This window comes from Paenibacillus sp. LS1, from assembly GCF_026013365.1.
Lineage (GTDB): Bacteria > Bacillota > Bacilli > Paenibacillales > Paenibacillaceae > Paenibacillus.
Window position 1 is genome coordinate 370,111 of the sequence record NZ_JAPDOE010000004.1, and the last position, 17,756, is coordinate 387,866.

Annotated in this window: 18 protein-coding genes; 15 read left to right on the forward strand and 3 right to left on the reverse strand. The window is 47.4% G+C overall.

Features of this window, described 5'->3' with window-relative positions:
- The first annotated feature begins 141 nt into the window (after positions 1–141).
- The 5 genes from tkt to OM416_RS18885 all read left to right on the forward strand — a co-directional run bounded on the left by tkt (position 142) and on the right by OM416_RS18885 (position 5,630).
- Positions 142–2,184 carry a transketolase gene (tkt, locus tag OM416_RS18865; protein WP_264932011.1) on the forward strand — a complete coding sequence of 681 codons (2,043 nt, stop codon included), beginning with the start codon at positions 142–144 and terminating at the stop codon, positions 2,182–2,184.
- 149 nt (positions 2,185–2,333) lie between these two features.
- Positions 2,334–2,651: a pyrimidine/purine nucleoside phosphorylase gene (locus OM416_RS18870; protein ID WP_017689983.1), complete on the forward strand. Its 318-nt coding sequence runs from the start codon at positions 2,334–2,336 to the stop codon at positions 2,649–2,651.
- Positions 2,652–2,840: 189 nt separating this feature from the next.
- On the forward strand, positions 2,841–4,196 hold the full coding sequence (locus OM416_RS18875) for a glucose-6-phosphate isomerase (RefSeq protein ID WP_017689982.1): 1,356 nt from the start codon (positions 2,841–2,843) through the stop codon (positions 4,194–4,196).
- Positions 4,197–4,389: 193 nt separating this feature from the next.
- On the forward strand, positions 4,390–5,022 hold the full coding sequence (locus OM416_RS18880; protein ID WP_264932016.1) for a YigZ family protein: 633 nt from the start codon (positions 4,390–4,392) through the stop codon (positions 5,020–5,022).
- Between the two features lie 5 nt (positions 5,023–5,027).
- Positions 5,028–5,630, forward strand: a complete 603-nt coding sequence (locus OM416_RS18885) for a TetR/AcrR family transcriptional regulator (RefSeq protein WP_017689980.1) — start codon at positions 5,028–5,030, stop codon at positions 5,628–5,630.
- 189 nt (positions 5,631–5,819) lie between these two features.
- Here the strand turns inward: OM416_RS18885 and OM416_RS18890 are convergent, their stop codons facing one another.
- Positions 5,820–6,221 carry a secondary thiamine-phosphate synthase enzyme YjbQ gene (locus OM416_RS18890; protein ID WP_264932020.1) on the reverse strand — a complete coding sequence of 134 codons (402 nt, stop codon included), beginning with the start codon at positions 6,219–6,221 and terminating at the stop codon, positions 5,820–5,822.
- 344 nt (positions 6,222–6,565) lie between these two features.
- On the opposite strand from OM416_RS18890, the gene cysT reads away from it, so the two are divergent.
- The 8 genes from cysT to clpP all read left to right on the forward strand — a co-directional run bounded on the left by cysT (position 6,566) and on the right by clpP (position 13,616).
- Entirely contained in the window at positions 6,566–7,381 is an 816-nt protein-coding gene (cysT, locus tag OM416_RS18895) for a sulfate ABC transporter permease subunit CysT (protein WP_145146488.1), read from the forward strand.
- Positions 7,378–8,175 (forward strand): sulfate ABC transporter permease subunit, encoded by a 798-nt coding sequence (locus OM416_RS18900; protein WP_264932023.1) that lies wholly within the window; start codon positions 7,378–7,380, stop codon positions 8,173–8,175. Before cysT ends, OM416_RS18900 begins: the two co-directional genes overlap by 4 nt.
- 1 nt (position 8,176) lies before the next feature.
- Positions 8,177–9,241, forward strand: a complete 1,065-nt coding sequence (locus tag OM416_RS18905) for a sulfate/molybdate ABC transporter ATP-binding protein (protein WP_169480091.1) — start codon at positions 8,177–8,179, stop codon at positions 9,239–9,241.
- 25 nt (positions 9,242–9,266) lie between these two features.
- The gene (locus OM416_RS18910) at positions 9,267–10,331 is read left to right on the forward strand and encodes a sulfate ABC transporter substrate-binding protein (RefSeq protein ID WP_264932026.1); all 1,065 of its coding nucleotides are present in this window, start codon (positions 9,267–9,269) and stop codon (positions 10,329–10,331) included.
- Positions 10,332–10,489: 158 nt separating this feature from the next.
- Positions 10,490–10,936, forward strand: a complete 447-nt coding sequence (locus OM416_RS18915) for a hypothetical protein (protein WP_264932029.1) — start codon at positions 10,490–10,492, stop codon at positions 10,934–10,936.
- 282 nt (positions 10,937–11,218) lie between these two features.
- The gene (locus tag OM416_RS18920; protein WP_264932031.1) at positions 11,219–12,007 is read left to right on the forward strand and encodes an MBL fold metallo-hydrolase; all 789 of its coding nucleotides are present in this window, start codon (positions 11,219–11,221) and stop codon (positions 12,005–12,007) included.
- 136 nt (positions 12,008–12,143) lie between these two features.
- Positions 12,144–13,016 (forward strand): RNA polymerase sigma factor, encoded by an 873-nt coding sequence (locus OM416_RS18925; protein WP_264932033.1) that lies wholly within the window; start codon positions 12,144–12,146, stop codon positions 13,014–13,016.
- 18 nt (positions 13,017–13,034) lie between these two features.
- Positions 13,035–13,616 carry an ATP-dependent Clp endopeptidase proteolytic subunit ClpP gene (gene clpP, locus OM416_RS18930; RefSeq protein ID WP_264932035.1) on the forward strand — a complete coding sequence of 194 codons (582 nt, stop codon included), beginning with the start codon at positions 13,035–13,037 and terminating at the stop codon, positions 13,614–13,616.
- 100 nt (positions 13,617–13,716) lie between these two features.
- On the opposite strand, the gene OM416_RS18935 is transcribed toward clpP, so the two are convergent.
- Positions 13,717–15,138, reverse strand: coding sequence for a PLP-dependent aminotransferase family protein (locus OM416_RS18935; protein ID WP_264932037.1), 1,422 nt, complete (start codon positions 15,136–15,138; stop codon positions 13,717–13,719).
- Positions 15,139–15,258: 120 nt separating this feature from the next.
- On the opposite strand from OM416_RS18935, the gene OM416_RS18940 reads away from it, so the two are divergent.
- The gene (locus OM416_RS18940; protein ID WP_264932039.1) at positions 15,259–16,197 is read left to right on the forward strand and encodes a DMT family transporter; all 939 of its coding nucleotides are present in this window, start codon (positions 15,259–15,261) and stop codon (positions 16,195–16,197) included.
- Between the two features lie 273 nt (positions 16,198–16,470).
- A complete protein-coding gene (locus OM416_RS18945; RefSeq protein WP_062833158.1) occupies positions 16,471–16,794 on the forward strand; it encodes a hypothetical protein in 324 nt (107 codons plus the stop codon).
- A gap of 128 nt (positions 16,795–16,922) precedes the next feature.
- On the opposite strand, the gene OM416_RS18950 is transcribed toward OM416_RS18945, so the two are convergent.
- On the reverse strand, positions 16,923–17,726 hold the full coding sequence (locus tag OM416_RS18950; RefSeq protein WP_264932041.1) for a Cof-type HAD-IIB family hydrolase: 804 nt from the start codon (positions 17,724–17,726) through the stop codon (positions 16,923–16,925).
- Positions 17,727–17,756 lie beyond the last annotated feature (30 nt).

The window sequence follows — 17,756 nt, forward strand, 5'->3', positions numbered from 1 at the left end:
CCAAGTGATACAATACAAAAGTGAATAAGTCAAAATGAAACACTCAAGCGGATTCACTTATTGTGAAATTCGGTTTGCTTGTATGATGAGAGGGATTCGCTTGCGCACCCGACTTATCTAAAGACATGAGGAGGACAAACCATGACTGACAAGAACGAAGCGATTCAAAAGGACGAGAACAGCACGATCGACAACCTGTCGATTACTACCGTACGTACTTTGGCGATTGATGCAATTGAGAAGGCAAATTCCGGACATCCGGGTATGCCTATGGGCTCCGCTCCAATGGGGTACCAACTTTTTGCAAAAACGATGACTCATAACCCGGACCACCCAACTTGGGTTAACCGGGACCGTTTTGTCCTGTCTGCAGGACATGGCTCCATGTTGCTGTACAGCTTGCTGCACCTGAGCGGATATGATCTTCCAATGGAAGAACTGAAACAGTTCCGTCAATGGGGAAGCAAAACTCCGGGTCACCCGGAATTCGGACATACTGCAGGTGTTGATGCAACAACCGGCCCACTGGGTCAAGGTATTGCAATGGCTGTAGGTATGGCGATGGCTGAAGCTCAACTGGGCGCAACATACAATAAAGACAAGTTCAACGTAGTTGACCACTACACTTACGCAATCTGTGGTGATGGTGACTTGATGGAAGGCGTATCTCATGAATCAGCTTCCCTGGCTGGACGTTTGCACCTGGGCAAACTGATTATGTTGTTCGACTCCAATGACATCACGTTGGATGGTAAATTGGATCTGTCTTCTTCCGAAAGCATCGCGAAGCGTTTTGAAGCTTATGGCTGGCAAGTGCTGCGCGTTGAAGATGGTAACGATCTGCCTGCAATCGAAAAAGCAATTCAGGAAGGTCAAGCAGATACACTGCGTCCTACGCTGATCGAAGTTAAAACGGTTATCGGTTACGGTAGCCCGAACAAACAAGGTAAAGGCGGCCACGGCGGTACTCACGGATCTCCACTGGGTGCAGACGAAGCCAAATTGACTAAAGAGTATTACAAATGGGTTTATGAAGAAAACTTCCACGTACCAGCTGAAGTTCGCGATCACTTTGCACAAGTGAAAGATCGTGGTATCTCTGCTAACAAAGCTTGGGACGAGAAATTTGCCGAGTACAAAAAAGCATTCCCTGAGCTGGCAGCTCAATTCGAAACAGCGATTAACGGCGACCTTCCAGAAGGTTGGGACCGTGATCTTCCTAAATATGCAGCAACAGACAAAGCGCTTTCCACTCGTGTAGCATCCGGTAACGCTCTGAACGGTCTGGCGCACAACGTGCCACAACTGACAGGCGGATCTGCTGACTTGGAAAGCTCCACAATGACTCACTTGAACAACCTGGAGAACTTCACACCTGAAGATTATTCCGGCCGTAACATCTACTTCGGTATCCGTGAATTTGGTATGGCTGGAGCAATGAACGGTATGGCACTGCACAGCGGTGTGAAAGTATTCGGAGGTACATTCTTCGTATTTACCGATTACCTGCGTCCGGCTGTTCGTCTGGCTGCCCTGATGGGATTGCCTGTAACGTATGTTCTGACTCACGACAGTATCGCTGTTGGTGAAGATGGTCCTACGCACGAACCGATCGAGCAACTGGCATCCCTGCGTATCATTCCTAACCTGACGGTTATTCGTCCGGCTGATGGTAATGAAACTTCGGCTGCTTGGGCTTACGCGCTTGAGAACAAGAGCAACCCGGTTGCACTCGTACTCACTCGTCAAAACCTGCCGATCCTGGAAGGTACGGTTGAAGGTTCACGTGAGAACGTGAAACGTGGTGCTTATGTTGTCTCTGATGCAAAAGATGGCAAAGCGGTAGCACAAATTATCGCTACAGGTTCTGAAGTGCAATTGGCTGTTAAAGCTCAAGCAGCACTTGCTGAACAAGGCATCCAAGTTCGCGTCATCAGCATGCCAAGCTGGGATCTGTTCGAGAAACAAGACAAAGCTTATAGAGAGTCCGTTCTTCTTCCGGATGTTAAAGCTCGTCTTGCGATTGAAATGGCTTATCCAATGGGCTGGGAGAAATATGTTGGAGATCAAGGTGACATTCTCGGAATCAGCACATTCGGTGCATCCGCGCCTGGCGACCGTGTTATCCAGGAATATGGTTTTACAGTGGACAACGTGGTTAGCCGCGTAAAAGCATTGCTGTAATAGCTTCATAAGCGCTGCTATGGTCGCGAGAGCTTTATGCTGTCCTGATCCATGGCAGCAAGTTATTTCCGCAGAGATGGGCGGTGACTCGTTATCGCCCTGATCTGTTTTGCCTTTTGTTTTCATTAACTTCAGGGGAGCGGGTACGCATGTCACAATTCGATCAAGTCAGTGTAGTGAAAGAGGCCAACATTTATTATGATGGTCAGGTAACCAGCAGAACGGTTATTTTGGGGGATGGCAGCAAAGTGACTCTGGGCATCATGCTTCCAGGCAGTTATGAGTTCGGTACGGATTCCCGTGAAATTATGGAGATTCTGTCCGGAGATCTGAAAGTATTGCTTCCCGGAGAAGAAGAGTGGCAAGAGATTCAAGGTCAAGCTACGTTCCACGTGCCTGCCGAATCCAAATTTAAACTGGAGATACGCAGCGTTACTGACTACGTCTGCTCGTACCCGGCGGAATAACATAAGAAGGGTAAGCAGAACCGCAACCCGCGGATTCGGTTTACCCTTTTTGCTTCTTGAATTCTAACGACAAAGTTCGAGCTGCAAGCTTGTCAGCCCCGTGGATTTGAAGTATCCTTAAGGCAAGTTGTTTAGAATGGAATACGGATACGGAAATAATATAACCGAAATCAGGAGGTTTTTGAAATCATGGCAAAAAAAGTGACATTTGACTATAGCACGGCATTGCAATTTGTAAATCAGCACGAAGTGGACTATTTCGCAGAACCGATTCGTCTGGCTCATGAGCAGCTTCACAACGGAACAGGAACAGGTTCCGACTATCTGGGCTGGATTGACCTGCCAACGGCTTATGACAAAGAAGAGTTTGCTCGCATTCAAAAAGCGGCTGCCAAAATCCAAAGCGACTCCGAAGTACTCATCGTTATCGGTATCGGTGGATCATATCTGGGTGCACGTGCAGCGATTGAGATGCTGACTCACTCTTTCTATAACAATCTGCCAAAAGACAAACGCAAAACGCCTGAAATCTATTTTGCAGGAAACAATATCAGTTCCACATATGTAACTCATTTGCTGGATCTGGTTGAAGGCAAAGATTTCTCCGTCAACGTCATCTCCAAATCCGGTACAACAACAGAGCCGGCAATTGCTTTCCGTATTTTCCGTGCAGCACTGGAAGAGAAATATGGTAAAGAAGAAGCACGTAAACGCATCTATGCTACAACAGATAAAGCGCGCGGTGCACTGAAAGAACTGGCCAATGCAGAAGGATACGAGTCTTTCATTATCCCGGATGATGTTGGTGGACGTTACTCCGTTCTGACAGCTGTAGGTTTGCTGCCAATCGCGGCAGCTGGTATCAGCATTGAAGAAATGATGCAAGGTGCGGCTGACGCATCCAAAGAATACAGCAACCCGAACGTAGCTGAGAACGAAGCATATCAATACGCAGCTGTTCGTAACGCATTGTATCGCAAAGGCAAAGGTACGGAGATCCTTGTAAACTATGAGCCATCCCTGCACTTCGTATCCGAGTGGTGGAAACAGTTGTTCGGAGAGAGCGAAGGTAAAGACTACAAAGGGATCTATCCTGCATCTGTTGATTTCTCTACAGACTTGCACTCCATGGGTCAATTCATCCAGGAAGGTAGCCGGAATATCTTTGAAACTGTTATTCAGGTTACTGAAGTTGCGGAGCATATCTCGATCAAATCCGATCCGGATGATCTGGATGGCTTGAACTTCCTTGAAGGCAAAACCATGGACTTTGTTAACAAAAAAGCGTTCCAAGGAACACTGCTTGCACATACGGATGGTCAAGTACCAAACCTGATTGTGAACATTCCGGATATGACTCCATATTCTTTCGGATATCTGGTATACTTCTTTGAAAAAGCATGCGGCATCAGTGGCTACCTGCTGGGCGTCAATCCATTTGACCAACCAGGCGTGGAAGCTTACAAGAAAAATATGTTCGCATTGCTGGGCAAACCAGGCTTTGAAGAAGAGAAAGCAGCGCTCGAAGCGAGACTTTCTGAATAATTCATCGGTCTGCTCATATAGTTAAATAAGGTAATGTAAATCTATCCGGGAATCACTGTTCGTGTAAGATGCAGGGTTCCCGGATGTAGATAACCAGGGCAGTTCGTCCGCGTTAGCGCGGGGAACTGCTTTCTTGTAAAATGGATTAAATGGAAAATTGGACTCAGGAAAAGTTCAGAAAGTTGGATTTGGGATGATTGAACGTTATCGCACGGTTCGAGGACCGGGCAATCTGGAAATTGTAATCAAGAAGTCGCGATTTATCGGTCATATTATGCCGGTCACGACAGAAGAAGAGGCTGTTACCTTTATCGATGAGATCAAGAAAAAACATTGGAATGCGACTCACAACTGCTCTGCATACATGATTGGGGAGCGCGATGAGATCCAGAAGCAATCTGATGACGGGGAACCAAGCGGAACAGCAGGGAAACCCATTCTTGAAGTGATCAAAAATCAGAAATTAAAAAATGTTGCAATTGTGGTTACGCGATACTTCGGGGGAATTATGCTTGGAGCTGGTGGGTTAATTCGCGCTTATACGGATGGAGCTGTAGCAGCCATTGAAGCCGGAGAAGCCATTACCAACGTGCTGCATCGTGAAGTGTTTGTTGAACTGGATTATACGTGGCTGGGTAAAGTGGAAAATGAGTTAAGAAGCCGGGAAGTCCGTACAGGTGAAACTGGATTCACCGATAAGGTTACGTTGACTTGTCTTCCGCCGGATAGTGAAACCGAGGCTTTTGTAGCCTGGATCACGGATTTGACGCAAGGGCAATCCCGGATCACGGAGGGACAGCGGCTTTATTTTATTGAAGGGGAATAAAATATATGGCTAGAAGAGCAGTCGAACAGGAGTTGTCGAGGGAGCGGATACTGGAGGCGGCGAGGCACCTTTTTATTACCAAAGGATACCGCGCCATTTCGATGCGAAGCATCGGCCAGCATCTGGGCTATAGTCATGGGTCGCTGTATTATCACTTTAAGGAAAAGGCAGAGCTGTTCTATGCCATCGTGGTTGAAGATTTTAATCATCTGGGGCATTTACTGCTGCAAGCCATGGTCAGGCCGGTTCGTGATGATGTGAGCAAGGTTGAGCACATTATGATGGAGTTTATTCGCTTTGGTCTGGAGAACCCATACCAATACGAAATTATGTTTATGATCAGGGACGAAGAACTGTTGTCCTATTGTCGTACCGAACAGGGACGCTGCTTCGAATTGTTCGCATCTATTATAAGACAATATATGAATGAAGAGAACTGTACGGAAGAAGACATTCAAAGGGTACCGCGTACGCTATTTTTGGCTATGCACGGATTCATTTCTTATTACATTCAGGACCGTTTAACGTTTGTGGAGATTGAATCGTCTGCGCTGTCTCATGTCAAAGTGCTGTGCCGCAATCTGGGTCAGCAGCCTGGCGTCCAATAATGGCGCTATTGTTGCACCCCTACACTTCAGGGCGGTGATTTGTCATAACTTTAATTCTTTATAACGTTGTCTCGCGAAAGTTAGTATGCGCCAAAAAACAAGTCAGGCGGCTCCGACCCGAAATGAGGGTGGACCGCCTGTTTGTGTTTGAAAAATGGTTGAGTTGGTGACAGGCCTGTTGGGACGAATCTAACCTTCCATGATTTTGAGAAGGTATTCCCGCTCACGGGGGCCATCGAATTCGCAAAAGTAAATGCCTTGCCATCGGCCAAGCAGTAATCTGCCTTCATGAATAATTACCGTCTGTGATGGCCCTGTTGTGATCGATTTGAGGTGAGAGGCTGTATTACCTTCGGCATGTCGATATTCGGGATGCTCCCAAGGGTACACTTCGTCCAGGCGCAACAATACATCGTGTTTTACATCCGGGTCTGCATTTTCGTTGATGGCAATACCTGCCGTCGTATGTGGACAGTAGACGAGCACCGTCCCATTCTGCACCCCGCTACTCTGGACAATCTGCTTCACGTCCCATGTGATATCTTTCATTTCATCTCGTGTGGAAGTGGATATATTCTTCGTATATAACATGTTAAATCACTCCTTAGGATCTCATTTCTTACCCTCGATTGTACCTTAACCACTACATACCAAACAAACCATATATGACGCTGATTTTGTGAATCGCACAATAACGGAGAGGTTAGAAATGACCTGAAGTGATTTTATTAATCGTTCTCATATGTGGCCCAATTATATTCAATAAAAGCATTGACGATTAGCACTGCAAACTGGTAAAGTATCAGAAAAGCAAAACCAAGTAGACTAATGGGAATAATATTAAAGTAATATAATCCAACTTAGGAAAAATGTCGTACCGAAGCAGGGAGACTGCCGACCGGAACTTAAGCCGGAGGCTGGGAGGGAACGCAGCAATGAATACCGTTCTTCGTCATAAGGGATGGACTTGGGGATTCCGCAGTACCGTATTGTTATATTTTATCGTACTTATTGTACTTCCAATCATCGGTGTGTACGTCAACTCCTTCTCTGAAGGATGGAGCAACTTCGCCCAGAGTATCATGGACCCGATCGCGTGGAAAGCTGTACTGCTGACGATTCGGCTGGCCGTGATTGCAACTCTGATTAATGTGGTTCTTGGCACGATGATCGCATGGGTGTTGACAAGGTATCGCTTTGTGGGCAGATCGTTTCTCAACAGTCTGGTCGATCTCCCGTTTGCATTGCCAACCGCAGTGGGCGGCTTAATGATTATGCTGCTCTTGGGTCCGGTCAGTGCCATCGGGAAACTGGCAGAATCCATGGGGTTCGAGATTGTGTTTCACCAGCCCGCCATTGTTATAGCGATGACCTTTGTCACGTTTCCATTTGTGATCCGTGCGGTGCAGCCTTTGCTGGAAGAAATTGATCCTTCCGAGGAAGAGGCCTCGTACACGATGGGGGCATCCAAGGCTCGTACATTCATGCAGGTTATTCTGCCTTCCATGGCACCTGGCATGATCAGTGGGGGGATGTTGGCTTTCTCCAGAGGACTGGCTGAATTCGGAGCTGTCGTTCTGGTGGCTGGTAACATTCCGGGCAGAACTCTGACCGCTTCCGTATTTATCTACGGAGAGATTGAAAGTGATAATCCAACTGGAGCCGCTGCTGTATCCGTGTTGCTCCTGACGCTCTCCTTCCTCATCCTCTGGCTGATCAATCTGGTACAGATGCGGGGGAGAAGACGATGAGACGACTCTTAATCGGACTGACGTTTGCGGTATTTATTGTACTGCTGATCATCCCGCTCGGTCGCATTTTTATTGGCGCATTTGAAGATGGGGCAGGCGGGTTCCTGAAAGGGCTGATGCGCCCTGAGGCCTTACACGCCTTGATGATGACCGGAATGGTTGTCCTGGTGGTCACCCTGTTAAATACATTGTTTGGCATCATGATGGCCCTGTATCTGGTACGTGCCGGATGGCTGAGTGAACGGATAAGAGGGCTGCTGAACAGCATTGTAGACCTGCCTTATGCCGTATCTCCTGTCATTGGGGGCTTGATGATTGTGTTGATGCTGGGACCTAACAGCATTATGGGTGCTTTTTTTGAAGGAATTGGATTCAATGTGGTCTATGCCTTCCCGGGTATGGTGATCGCTACGTTATTTGTCACATTTCCACTGATGGTCAGAGAGGTTATGCCTGTCCTGCAGGAACTCGGTTCGCAGCAAGAGGAGGCCGCGTCTACCCTTGGCGCCTACGGCTGGAGAACGTTCTGGAGTGTGACCTGGCCTTCGATCCGCTGGGCAGTGGTATATGGTCTAGTCTTGACGGTTGCGCGCTCGCTTGGGGAATTCGGTGCAGTGCTGGTCGTATCCGGTAATATTATGAACAAAACGCAGACAGCAACAACGCTGGTGTATCAGGATGTTGAGAATTTTAATGTAGCTGCCGCGAATGGTGTGGCATTGGTGCTGGTCACCTTCTCCGTCGGGCTGCTGCTTATGATGGAATGGGCCAAGAAGCGAAAGGAAGTGCATTGATATGCATGTAGAAGTCCGTGATCTGAACAAACATTTCGGTGATTTTCATGCGGTAAAAGATGTCTCATTCGATATTGCCAAAGGCCATCTGATCGGTCTGCTTGGACCCAGCGGAGGTGGGAAGACGTCCATTCTGCGGATGCTTGCGGGTCTGGAGAATCCGGGTTCCGGAGAGATTCGCTTTCACGGAAAAGTGGTGAACCATCTGCCTCCACAGGAGCGGGGCATCGGATTTGTATTCCAGAACTATGCCTTGTTCAAACATATGACGGTATTTGAGAATATTGCTTTTGGACTCAAGGTCAAGAAGACGCCAAAAGCCCAGATCCGTGATCGGGTTATGGAACTCGTTGAACTGACCGGGTTAAAAGGTTTCGAACAGCGCTATCCCCATCAGTTGTCTGGTGGGCAGCGTCAGCGTGTTGCTTTTGCCAGAGCACTCGCCCCTGAGCCGCAGCTGTTATTGCTGGATGAACCATTCGCGGCCATTGATGCGAAGATCCGACAGGAACTGCGTTCATGGCTGAGGGAGCTAATTGAGCGGGTAGGGATCACTTCGATCTTTGTAACGCATGACCAGGATGAAGCGATTGAAGTGGCGGACGAAATTATGATTATCAGTCAGGGTCGTCTGGAACAGAAAGGTACGCCTTGGGATATCTACAAAAACCCGCAGACACCTTTTGTCGCTACATTTATCGGGGAGTCTACGGTTGTGGAGGATGCTTCACAGCTGAAAGGCTTCGAACATGCGGTCGAGGGTGAAGGTACACGAGCGCTGATCCGACCAGAGTATATTGAGATCGGCTTGAAAAATGAGTTCACCATGTTGTCTGCAACGGAAAAAGGTACAGTCAAACATCTTCATTTCCGCGGTAGTGAATGGATGGTAGAGGTGGAAGTACAGGGTCACAAGTTAATTACGTATCGTTCTCTGGAGAAAACGACATTGGAGATCGGTCAACAGATAAGAGTTCTTGTGCACCGTGCATACTTGTTCAATGATTCCAACAGTTGGGTGGTTGAGAACCGACTGAAGGAAGATCCGATGCCGGTGATGATTTAGATCAAGTGGAAGAAAGGGGCTACCCATGCAGACGAGGAAGAAGAAAGTCATACTCTTATATGTTGCCCTCATACTTCTGCTCGTCTGCATGACCGCTGGATGCAGCAAGCAGGAGGAGTCAAGCGCACAGAACGAGCCCTCTGGTAACGATTCATCCAACACGCTGGTAATCGGTGCTTATAGTGTAGCGAAAGACGCTGTAGGTGAGTTGCTACCCAAGTTCCAGGAGGAGTGGAAGGCGAAGACTGGACAGACGATTAACTTCCAGGAGTCCTATGAAGCTTCGGGAACACAGGCAAGAGCCATTGTAGGTGGATTCGAGGCTGATGTGGCCTTGCTCGCGATGGAGAGTGATATCGACAAGCTGGTCAAAGCCGACTTGGTTAGCTCCGATTGGAAACAGACCCTGAATGAGGGGATGATCACCCGTTCGATTGTGGTTCTGGGTACTAGAGCAGGCAACCCTCTGGGAATTCGTGATTTTCAGGATTTAACCAAGCCGGGAGTGAAGGTACTGTACCCCAATCCAAAGACATCCGGGGGCGCACAATGGGATATTAATGCCATCTACGGTGCCGGATTGAAACTGTCGGAGGAGCAAGAGGGTAAGAAAGACCCTGCCGCAGCCAAGGCTTTTCTCGAACAGGTACATCGCAACGTTGAATCATTGGACAAGAGTGGTCGCTCTTCGATGGCGGCATTCGAGTATGGTGTGGGTGATGTGATCGTCACGTATGAAAATGAATTACTTGCCCGGATTGCCAAAGGTGTAGATTATGACATCGTCGTTCCGAAAAATACAATCCTGATTGAGAACCCGGCAGTCGTGGTGAATAAGTATGCTGATAAACATGGGAATCGTGAACTGGCGGAAGCCTTTGTCGCATATCTGCGTACACCAGAAGCACAGCATATTTTTGCCAAGCATGGTTTTCGTTCAGTAGATCCGGATGTATTTGCTCAGACGGAGTCCACATTTCCAACGCCTGAAGGATTATTTGATATCACCTATCTGGGTGGATGGGACGAGGTACGCAGTACGTTGTACTCCAAACGCGGGGTGTGGTATCAGGTGCTCGCGGGAATATGAGTATTGATGATGCAATTGAATAGGTAAACGTGCATGTTCATACTAAACCTTCATTTCAATGGAAGTCGAGATGGAGGTTTTTTACTGCCAAAAGGATATAGATAGAGGTATACTAAATCATGATGGTTACATAGTATCTGCAGGAAGGTGTGAGTTGGATGAGTTCAGAGATCAAATTATCCCAAAGTACAGCGATTCGACTGGAGCAGGCCCGTGGTAAGGGGATGCCTGAGGAAGAAATTTTGAAAGCTATTCAAGCGAAGGACATTTCCGCTTTTGACGCCGTGTCTGAAGAGGAATACCGATATAACGAATTTTTCTCCTATGCGGACGAGCATGGTGAAAATTTGGAGGCGGCAGTCAAAGATGGATATCGGATTACCTTTAACACGCGTGGTGGACTGGGAATCTGGTTGGAGAAAGCCTTCAAGGTGCAACCAGAAAAAGACTTCACGGTAGGTGAAGGAATCGTTACCGGATTGCAATTGAAACCGGAGCAGGCAGAGGTGCTGGCAGAGCGACTTGCATCCAACTGGGTCATTACAGACTCGAAGGAAGTACCTGCAGGTCGGGAACTGACATTGAAGTTGCGGGCACTGGTGTAGTTCCAGAGCTGGGTTAATGTGCTTGAATTAATCGGGTCATGGCCTGTGCAAAAGGTATGGCCTGCTCTTCAGGTTGGCGACCCGCTTATAAGGTTGCACAACATGTTGACGAAGCGCAAGCTCCCGATGGGGCGAAGCATGGAGATGAAGTCTGACGGTGAACGGTCAGACCACAGACTATCCCGAATTGCAGTGGAGAACTGCAACGGGGTGGTCTTTTTTTTGCAAAAACAAAGGTGTACGATTACAATCTACATATCATTAATTCAGGGGGAATGCGGATTGAATCAGCTAACATTTCTGGGCACTGGCGATGCGATGGGCGTTCCACGTATGTATTGTGATTGCAAAGTATGTACAGAGGCTAGACTTACGGGAGAAAATAGAAGGAAGCGCTCCTCTGTTCTGATTGACGGTGGTGGCGATAGTGCTAGTGAACAGTTCATGATTGACTGCGGACCAGACTGGAGATCACAGATGGAGGAGCAGGGATTACGTATGGTGCATACGTTGCTTATTACTCATGCGCATTTTGACCATATTGGAGGATTGCCAGAATGGGCGGATGCGTGCCGCTGGCTGGGTATAAAGGGACGTTTATATGCACCACGTGAAGTGATTGCCACCATTCAGGGACAGTTTCCTTGGTTGAGTCGTCATATGGACTTTCTGGAAACGGATGATGATATTGAACTCGGCGGCTGGAAGGTACATTCCTGGAAAGTGTGCCATGGGCATAACGGGTATTCGTACGCTTATCGACTGGATCGAGGTGGGTATAGCTGGGCGTACTGTTCAGATGCCATTGACCTGAAGATATCTGAGAAAGAGCCATTGCACGGACTGGATATGCTGGTGCTCGGAACGAGCTTTGTGCATGAGCTAGCAGAATTCTCGACACGTTCCGTGTACGATATGCGCGAGGCACAGGAGCTGCTGCGGGAGCTGCAACCGGGTCATACCTATTTTACACATATGTCCCATGACGTCGATGTACGGCAGAATTACAAGCTGGATCCAGGCATTACGATTGCTCTTGCTGGGATGAAGGTGCCGCTTGGAAACAAATAGCTGGAAACCAATGCGTGACTCAACTTAATGAGCGTAACAAAAATAAATGTAGAAGAGCGTATCCTTTGGAGGAGGTTCTTCGTTTACATAGTGTAAGTCAAAATCAATCAGGAACCAGCAAAGGGGGGCCCCCAAGATGGCCTTTGTGAAGTCCGTGGATTGCAGAATCAACAGACCACATGATGATGGTAAACAAGATAAATTTAATATTAAATCTGGTGACAACGACAGAAAAAATCAATTGAACCTAAGCATCCATACCGTATTACCCGATCTGATGGGTTCGTTGTATGCGTACTGTTTATCACTGACGAAATCAGTTCCAGACACGGAGGATCTGGTTCAGGAGACTTGTCTCAAAGTATTGTCGTCGAGTGTCGCTGGAAGTTCCGGGATGAATAAAGATATAAACTGGGAAGCTTATCTGATCCGTATTGCACGCAACAGCTGGATTGATATCTTACGTCAGAGTGAGAGATTAGCATATAAACTGGATAGCTTGAAGCCGCTTCTGCACGAGATGGAGGAGGAAAGACGATTCGAGGAGTTGGAGTCTGCTGTTCAACTTCTTGTAGATAAGCTACCACCGTGGCAGCGAGTGATCTATGTATTACGTGAATTAATGGGTTATAAGGCGGCAGAGACTGCGGAAATGCTGGATACGACAGAAGGCGCTGTGAAAGCGGCGTTAAGTCGTGCCCGATCTACCATAGCTGAAGTGAGGCACAGGTCGGAACAATCGGACGCTGAATTGCAGTATGAAGCAGGCGCAGTGGAAAACAATCGGGAGGAACTGCGCAGCTATCTGCTGGCATTTCGTAATGGAGATACCGCTCAAATCATTGATCTGTGCCTGAATCGGACTGATGATCCGATGGCTGTGGCGGGTACAATTTTGCAGCAGACTTTGCCGTCTCCATCCATGCAGCCAATGATGTACGGGTACTCTACTTCTGGTATGAACTCGATGTCGTATGGAGGTGGGTACACGGTCAACATGGTTGCCTAAACCGAGGAGGCGACACACATGAATGTAGTGCCCTATGTGGTGGAACAGACAGCTCGCGGAGAACGGAGCTATGATATTTACTCCCGTTTGCTCAAAGACCGGATTATTATGGTGTCCGGAGAGATTGAGGATCAGATGGCAAATGCCATTGTGGCTCAGTTATTGTTTTTGACTGCAGAAGACCCGGAGAAGGACATCCAGATGTACATCAACAGCCCTGGTGGGTCGGTGACTGCGGGGTTCTCGATCTATGATACGATGCAATATGTGAAGCCGGATATCTCCACGATCTGTACAGGTATGGCGGCAAGCTTTGGCACGATATTGCTGGTGGGTGGAACAAAAGGCAAGCGTATGGCGCTACCCAACAGTGAGATTATGATCCATCAGCCACATGGCGGTACGCGGGGGCAGGCGTCGGATATGCTGATTCATGCTAACCGCATCATTCAACACCGTCAACGCCTTAACAAGCTGTTAGCCGATCATACAGGGCAGTCGATTGAGCGGATTGAGAAGGACTCGGATCGAGATTATTTCCTGACCGCTGCTGAGGCAGTCGAATATGGATTGGTGGATAAGGTCATATCTAGCTCATAACAGTAGCCCGGAAGGTCAAGTGACCTTTCGGGCTTATTTTGGATTCTAACGATATGCTTATGTCGCACACGCAGGAAGTAGGGATTATTTTAAATTCAAACTACATTTCTTTCGCCAGCGTAATGAGCCTACTCATGCCTTCCCGAATCTGCTGCTCATGGGCATAAGAGAAGGACAAACGCAGCTTGCGGTTAGCTGAATCGTCCGAAGAATCGAATACGGTTCCGGGGACAAAGGCAACGGATTGCTCCATGCATCGGTGAAGCAGTCGTCCTGTATCTACACCCTCCGGAAGCTCAACCCAAAAGTTGAGTCCACCCTCGGGGCGGGTCCACGTCCAGTCCGTTTCTAGAAGACATTGTTCCATTACTTCCATTCGAAGCTGGATGGCGGTCCGCAGCTTGGACAGATGCTGATGCATGCGTTCTGACTGAAAATAACGGAGAAAAAGCTTCTGGTTCAGAAGGGCTGTTCCGTTATCTGTCAGTGATTTTACAGCCTGTAGTCCTGGCATGAATCGTTGACGGCATATGATGGCTGCAATTCGCAGCCCGGGTGCAACATACTTGCTGTAACTTCGAATGTACAGGGTGTGACCGGTCGTGTCGTAGGTGAAAATGGGTGCAGGAGGTTTCTCCTTAAAATAGATATCATAGGTGCTGTCGTCTTCGAGTAGAAAACAACCATACTGTTCTGCAAGTTCCGGTAATTGCTTGCGCTGTTCAACTGGAACATTAACGCCGGTCGGATTATGAAAGGTTGGTGTCGTATAGAATAAGCGTGGTTTCTCCGTTTTCATCAGATGCTCAATCTGCTCCAGATCATACCCATCCGAGTGAATATCCGTAAAGATTAGACGAGCACCTTGCTTGCGAAAAATTTCCATTGCAGGCCCGTACGTGGGCCTATCCATCAGAACACGATCACCGGGTCTGACCAGACTCCGAGAGATTACGTCGATAGCCTGCTGGGCCCCGGAAGTAATGAGCACTTCGTCTGCAGAGAGATAAAAGCGTTCTTTTTTCGTTAAATGGCTTGCCAGCGCACTTCGCAATTCCAGATCTCCCTGAATTGTGGAATACGTGCCAAGCAAACGGGGATATTGATCGAGCAGATCACGCATCAGTTCACCCCAATATCGGTTGGGCAGCAGAGAGGGATCGATTAACGATTTGGAAAACTGGTATTCTGCTTCAAGGGACTGTACCCGTGCTAGTGAATCCCAATGTAGCCAGGCAGACACAGCCGGATCATCCGCCTGATCCGTTACAGAGAATGGCGTCGCTGGACTGACATAATAGCCAGACTTGTCCTTCACATAAACATTTCCACGTTCTTTTAACTCCTGATACGCTTTGAAAACGGTGAGACGATGTACGCCGAGTAGCTCGGACAGGCTACGTACAGATGGCAGTTTTTCATGTTCAGCCCACTCTCCCGCTTCTATACGCACAACGAGATAATGGATGACTTGCTCATATAGTTTCAGGCTGTTATCTGTCATCATCATGGTTTTGCCCACCCGGCTCACACTCCTTTTGAACTCTATTGTAACAGCAAACGGAAGATAACTGTTCTGTTTTGTGCATTCTGTTCTGTAGAGAGTGCTATATGATGGAGAACAGATGAAGGAGTGATTATCATGGTGGGGATCGCATTTACCGTAATGTGTCTTATTTTTGGAACAACGTTTCTGGCAATCAAAATTGGAGTTGAAGCAGGCATGCCGCCTTTTCTGTCAGCTGGACTCCGTTTTATTGTTGCAGGGGCTTTGATGTTTGCATGGATGTGGATGAAGGGGAAGGTCAATATTTCCCTGCTGTGGCGTAAAGAAATGCTCATTACAGGTGCAGGACTGACGTTTGGTACGTTTGCGACCTTATATTGGGCTGAACAATATGTGAGTTCGGGCGTTGGTGCAATTTTGTCAGCTACAGGTCCACTCATGATTATGCTGATGCAGACAGCTTTGTTGCGACAAAAAACATCTGCACGCATGATTACGGGATGTCTGATCGGTTTTGCGGGAGTCGTGCTTGTGGTTCTGCCGGGTGTATCTATTGGTGGTAGTCCACTATGGCTATGGGGTTGTATTGCCGTTCTGGTGGGCGAAGTGTGTTATTCAGCAGGGGCGATCTACTCCAAGAAGGTGATTAATCAGTTCAAAGAAACGAACCCCGTAGCGATCAACGCAGCACAGATGATGTATGGAGGACTGTTGTTAAGCTTGCTCTCAGCGGTTACAGAATCGTGGAATATGTCTGCTCTGGACTGGGTACCTGCTGTCTCGTCCGTAATTTACTTGACTGTCGTTGGCTCGATGGTTGGTCACAGCCTGTTCTACTGGATCATGTCTCGCACGAATCCGCTGTTCCCGGCAACCTGGCTGTACATCTCCCCACCGATTGCGGTTGGTCTGGGTGCCGTTGTCTATAATGAACATGTTAGCTGGATTACGTGGATTGGTGTAGCCTTGGTCGTTACAGGTCTCTTGGCGATGAATGAGAAAGTGATGGATTGGTTAAAACGAGGTGGGCGTAAGAGTCCGTTGGTCCAAACTTCCAAACCTCTAGTAAAATAGGTAATGTGTAATTCTGCAAAGGAATGAAAGAAATTAAAGCTCTCGGTTACGCCATCGTAAGATGTCATAAACGGGAGTTTTTTTGTTTAGAAGAATTAAATATAGTTATAAGAAGAAGCTGGATATGATATAGTGTGGAGTGCGTTTAACAAAGCAGAGAGGAGAAAGGTCTACAAAGCGAGAGTTTAACCGAGCATGTAAGTGAAAAGAGATTTTTAGAGTTCAATGAGTTTATGCAAAACAACTAGACTGGCATTAGGGAGTTGCGTTATTGTGGAAGATGAATTTCATGTGATTTCAATTGTTTTAGGTTTTGTTGCATTTCTAATTTATCTATTTTTTGCATTTAGTCATCGTTATCTAGCTTTTTATGGCTATTTTATCATCTGGGGTGGACTTTTGTTTCTAAGTATTAAGCTCGATATGGATTTTTATTTGGTGAATCAGGCGGTTCCTAGTATAGTAGGTAGTTTGATTGGACTGCTCTGGGGATTCTTTAGCAGTGCGGGAGAGGATGCAAGTCACTACCGGGCTGAAAAGAGGGAACAACGTGAGCGTGCCGTTAGAGCACTAGAGAAAATGGCCAATAAAAAATGAGTTTTAAGAAAAGTATTAATACATAGTTATACTTATATGAACAGCCCTGCACAGCGAGCTATCGCTGACAGGGCTGTTTGTTTGTGTTGTCATAATACATGTATAAAAGTAAATGCTTCGCTTGAACCTTACTCTGCGTTCAATACAAACTTCTCGATAACCTCTTTTACGCCATCTTCGTTATTGCTCGCCGTAATGTAATCAGCCAGCTCTTTAAGAGCAGGGATGGCGTTACCCATTGCTACACCAAGTCCTGCAACTTCCAGCATCTCATGGTCATTCCAAGAGTCGCCAATGGCAATGCACTCGCTCAATTGGTGACCAAAGTGGTCTGCGAGGAATGTAAGAGCATGGCCTTTAGTTCCCTCATTGTGCATGATCTCGAGGAAGTAAGGTTTGGACTTCGTGATATGCACTCGTGGTCCAAGCAACTCACGCAGGTCAACGGCAACCTTATCCAAGTAATCCGGCTCATCGATGATCAGCAGTTTCGGTGTTTTTTGTTCAATGACTTTGATGAAATCAGATTCGATGTAATATTGTGTGCCGTTCAATTTGGCATAATCACGCAGTTTGTCGTTTTCTTCACGAGCATACAGCTTGTCATCAATGTACGTTTGAAGGTGAAGATTATTTTCCAGGCAATAATCGTACAGTTTGCGGGAAGCCTCCTGTGGAACGTAGCGCTCGTAGAGTACTTTTTCGTCTAGCAAGTTCTTCACCAATGCGCCTTGATACGTAATGATCGGCACATTAAGTCCGGTCTGACGAGCAAGCGCTTGTGCGGAAGCATAAGCACGGCCAGTCGCCAGCGTTACAGTTACACCATGAGCAACCGCTTGTTCCAGCGCCGTTTGCGTGGCAGGGGTTACTTCCTTGTTGTCGTTGATCAGAGTGTCATCAATATCGATTGCGATTAATTTGTAGGTCATGTAAGTTTCTCTCCTTTTTATCTGTATCTA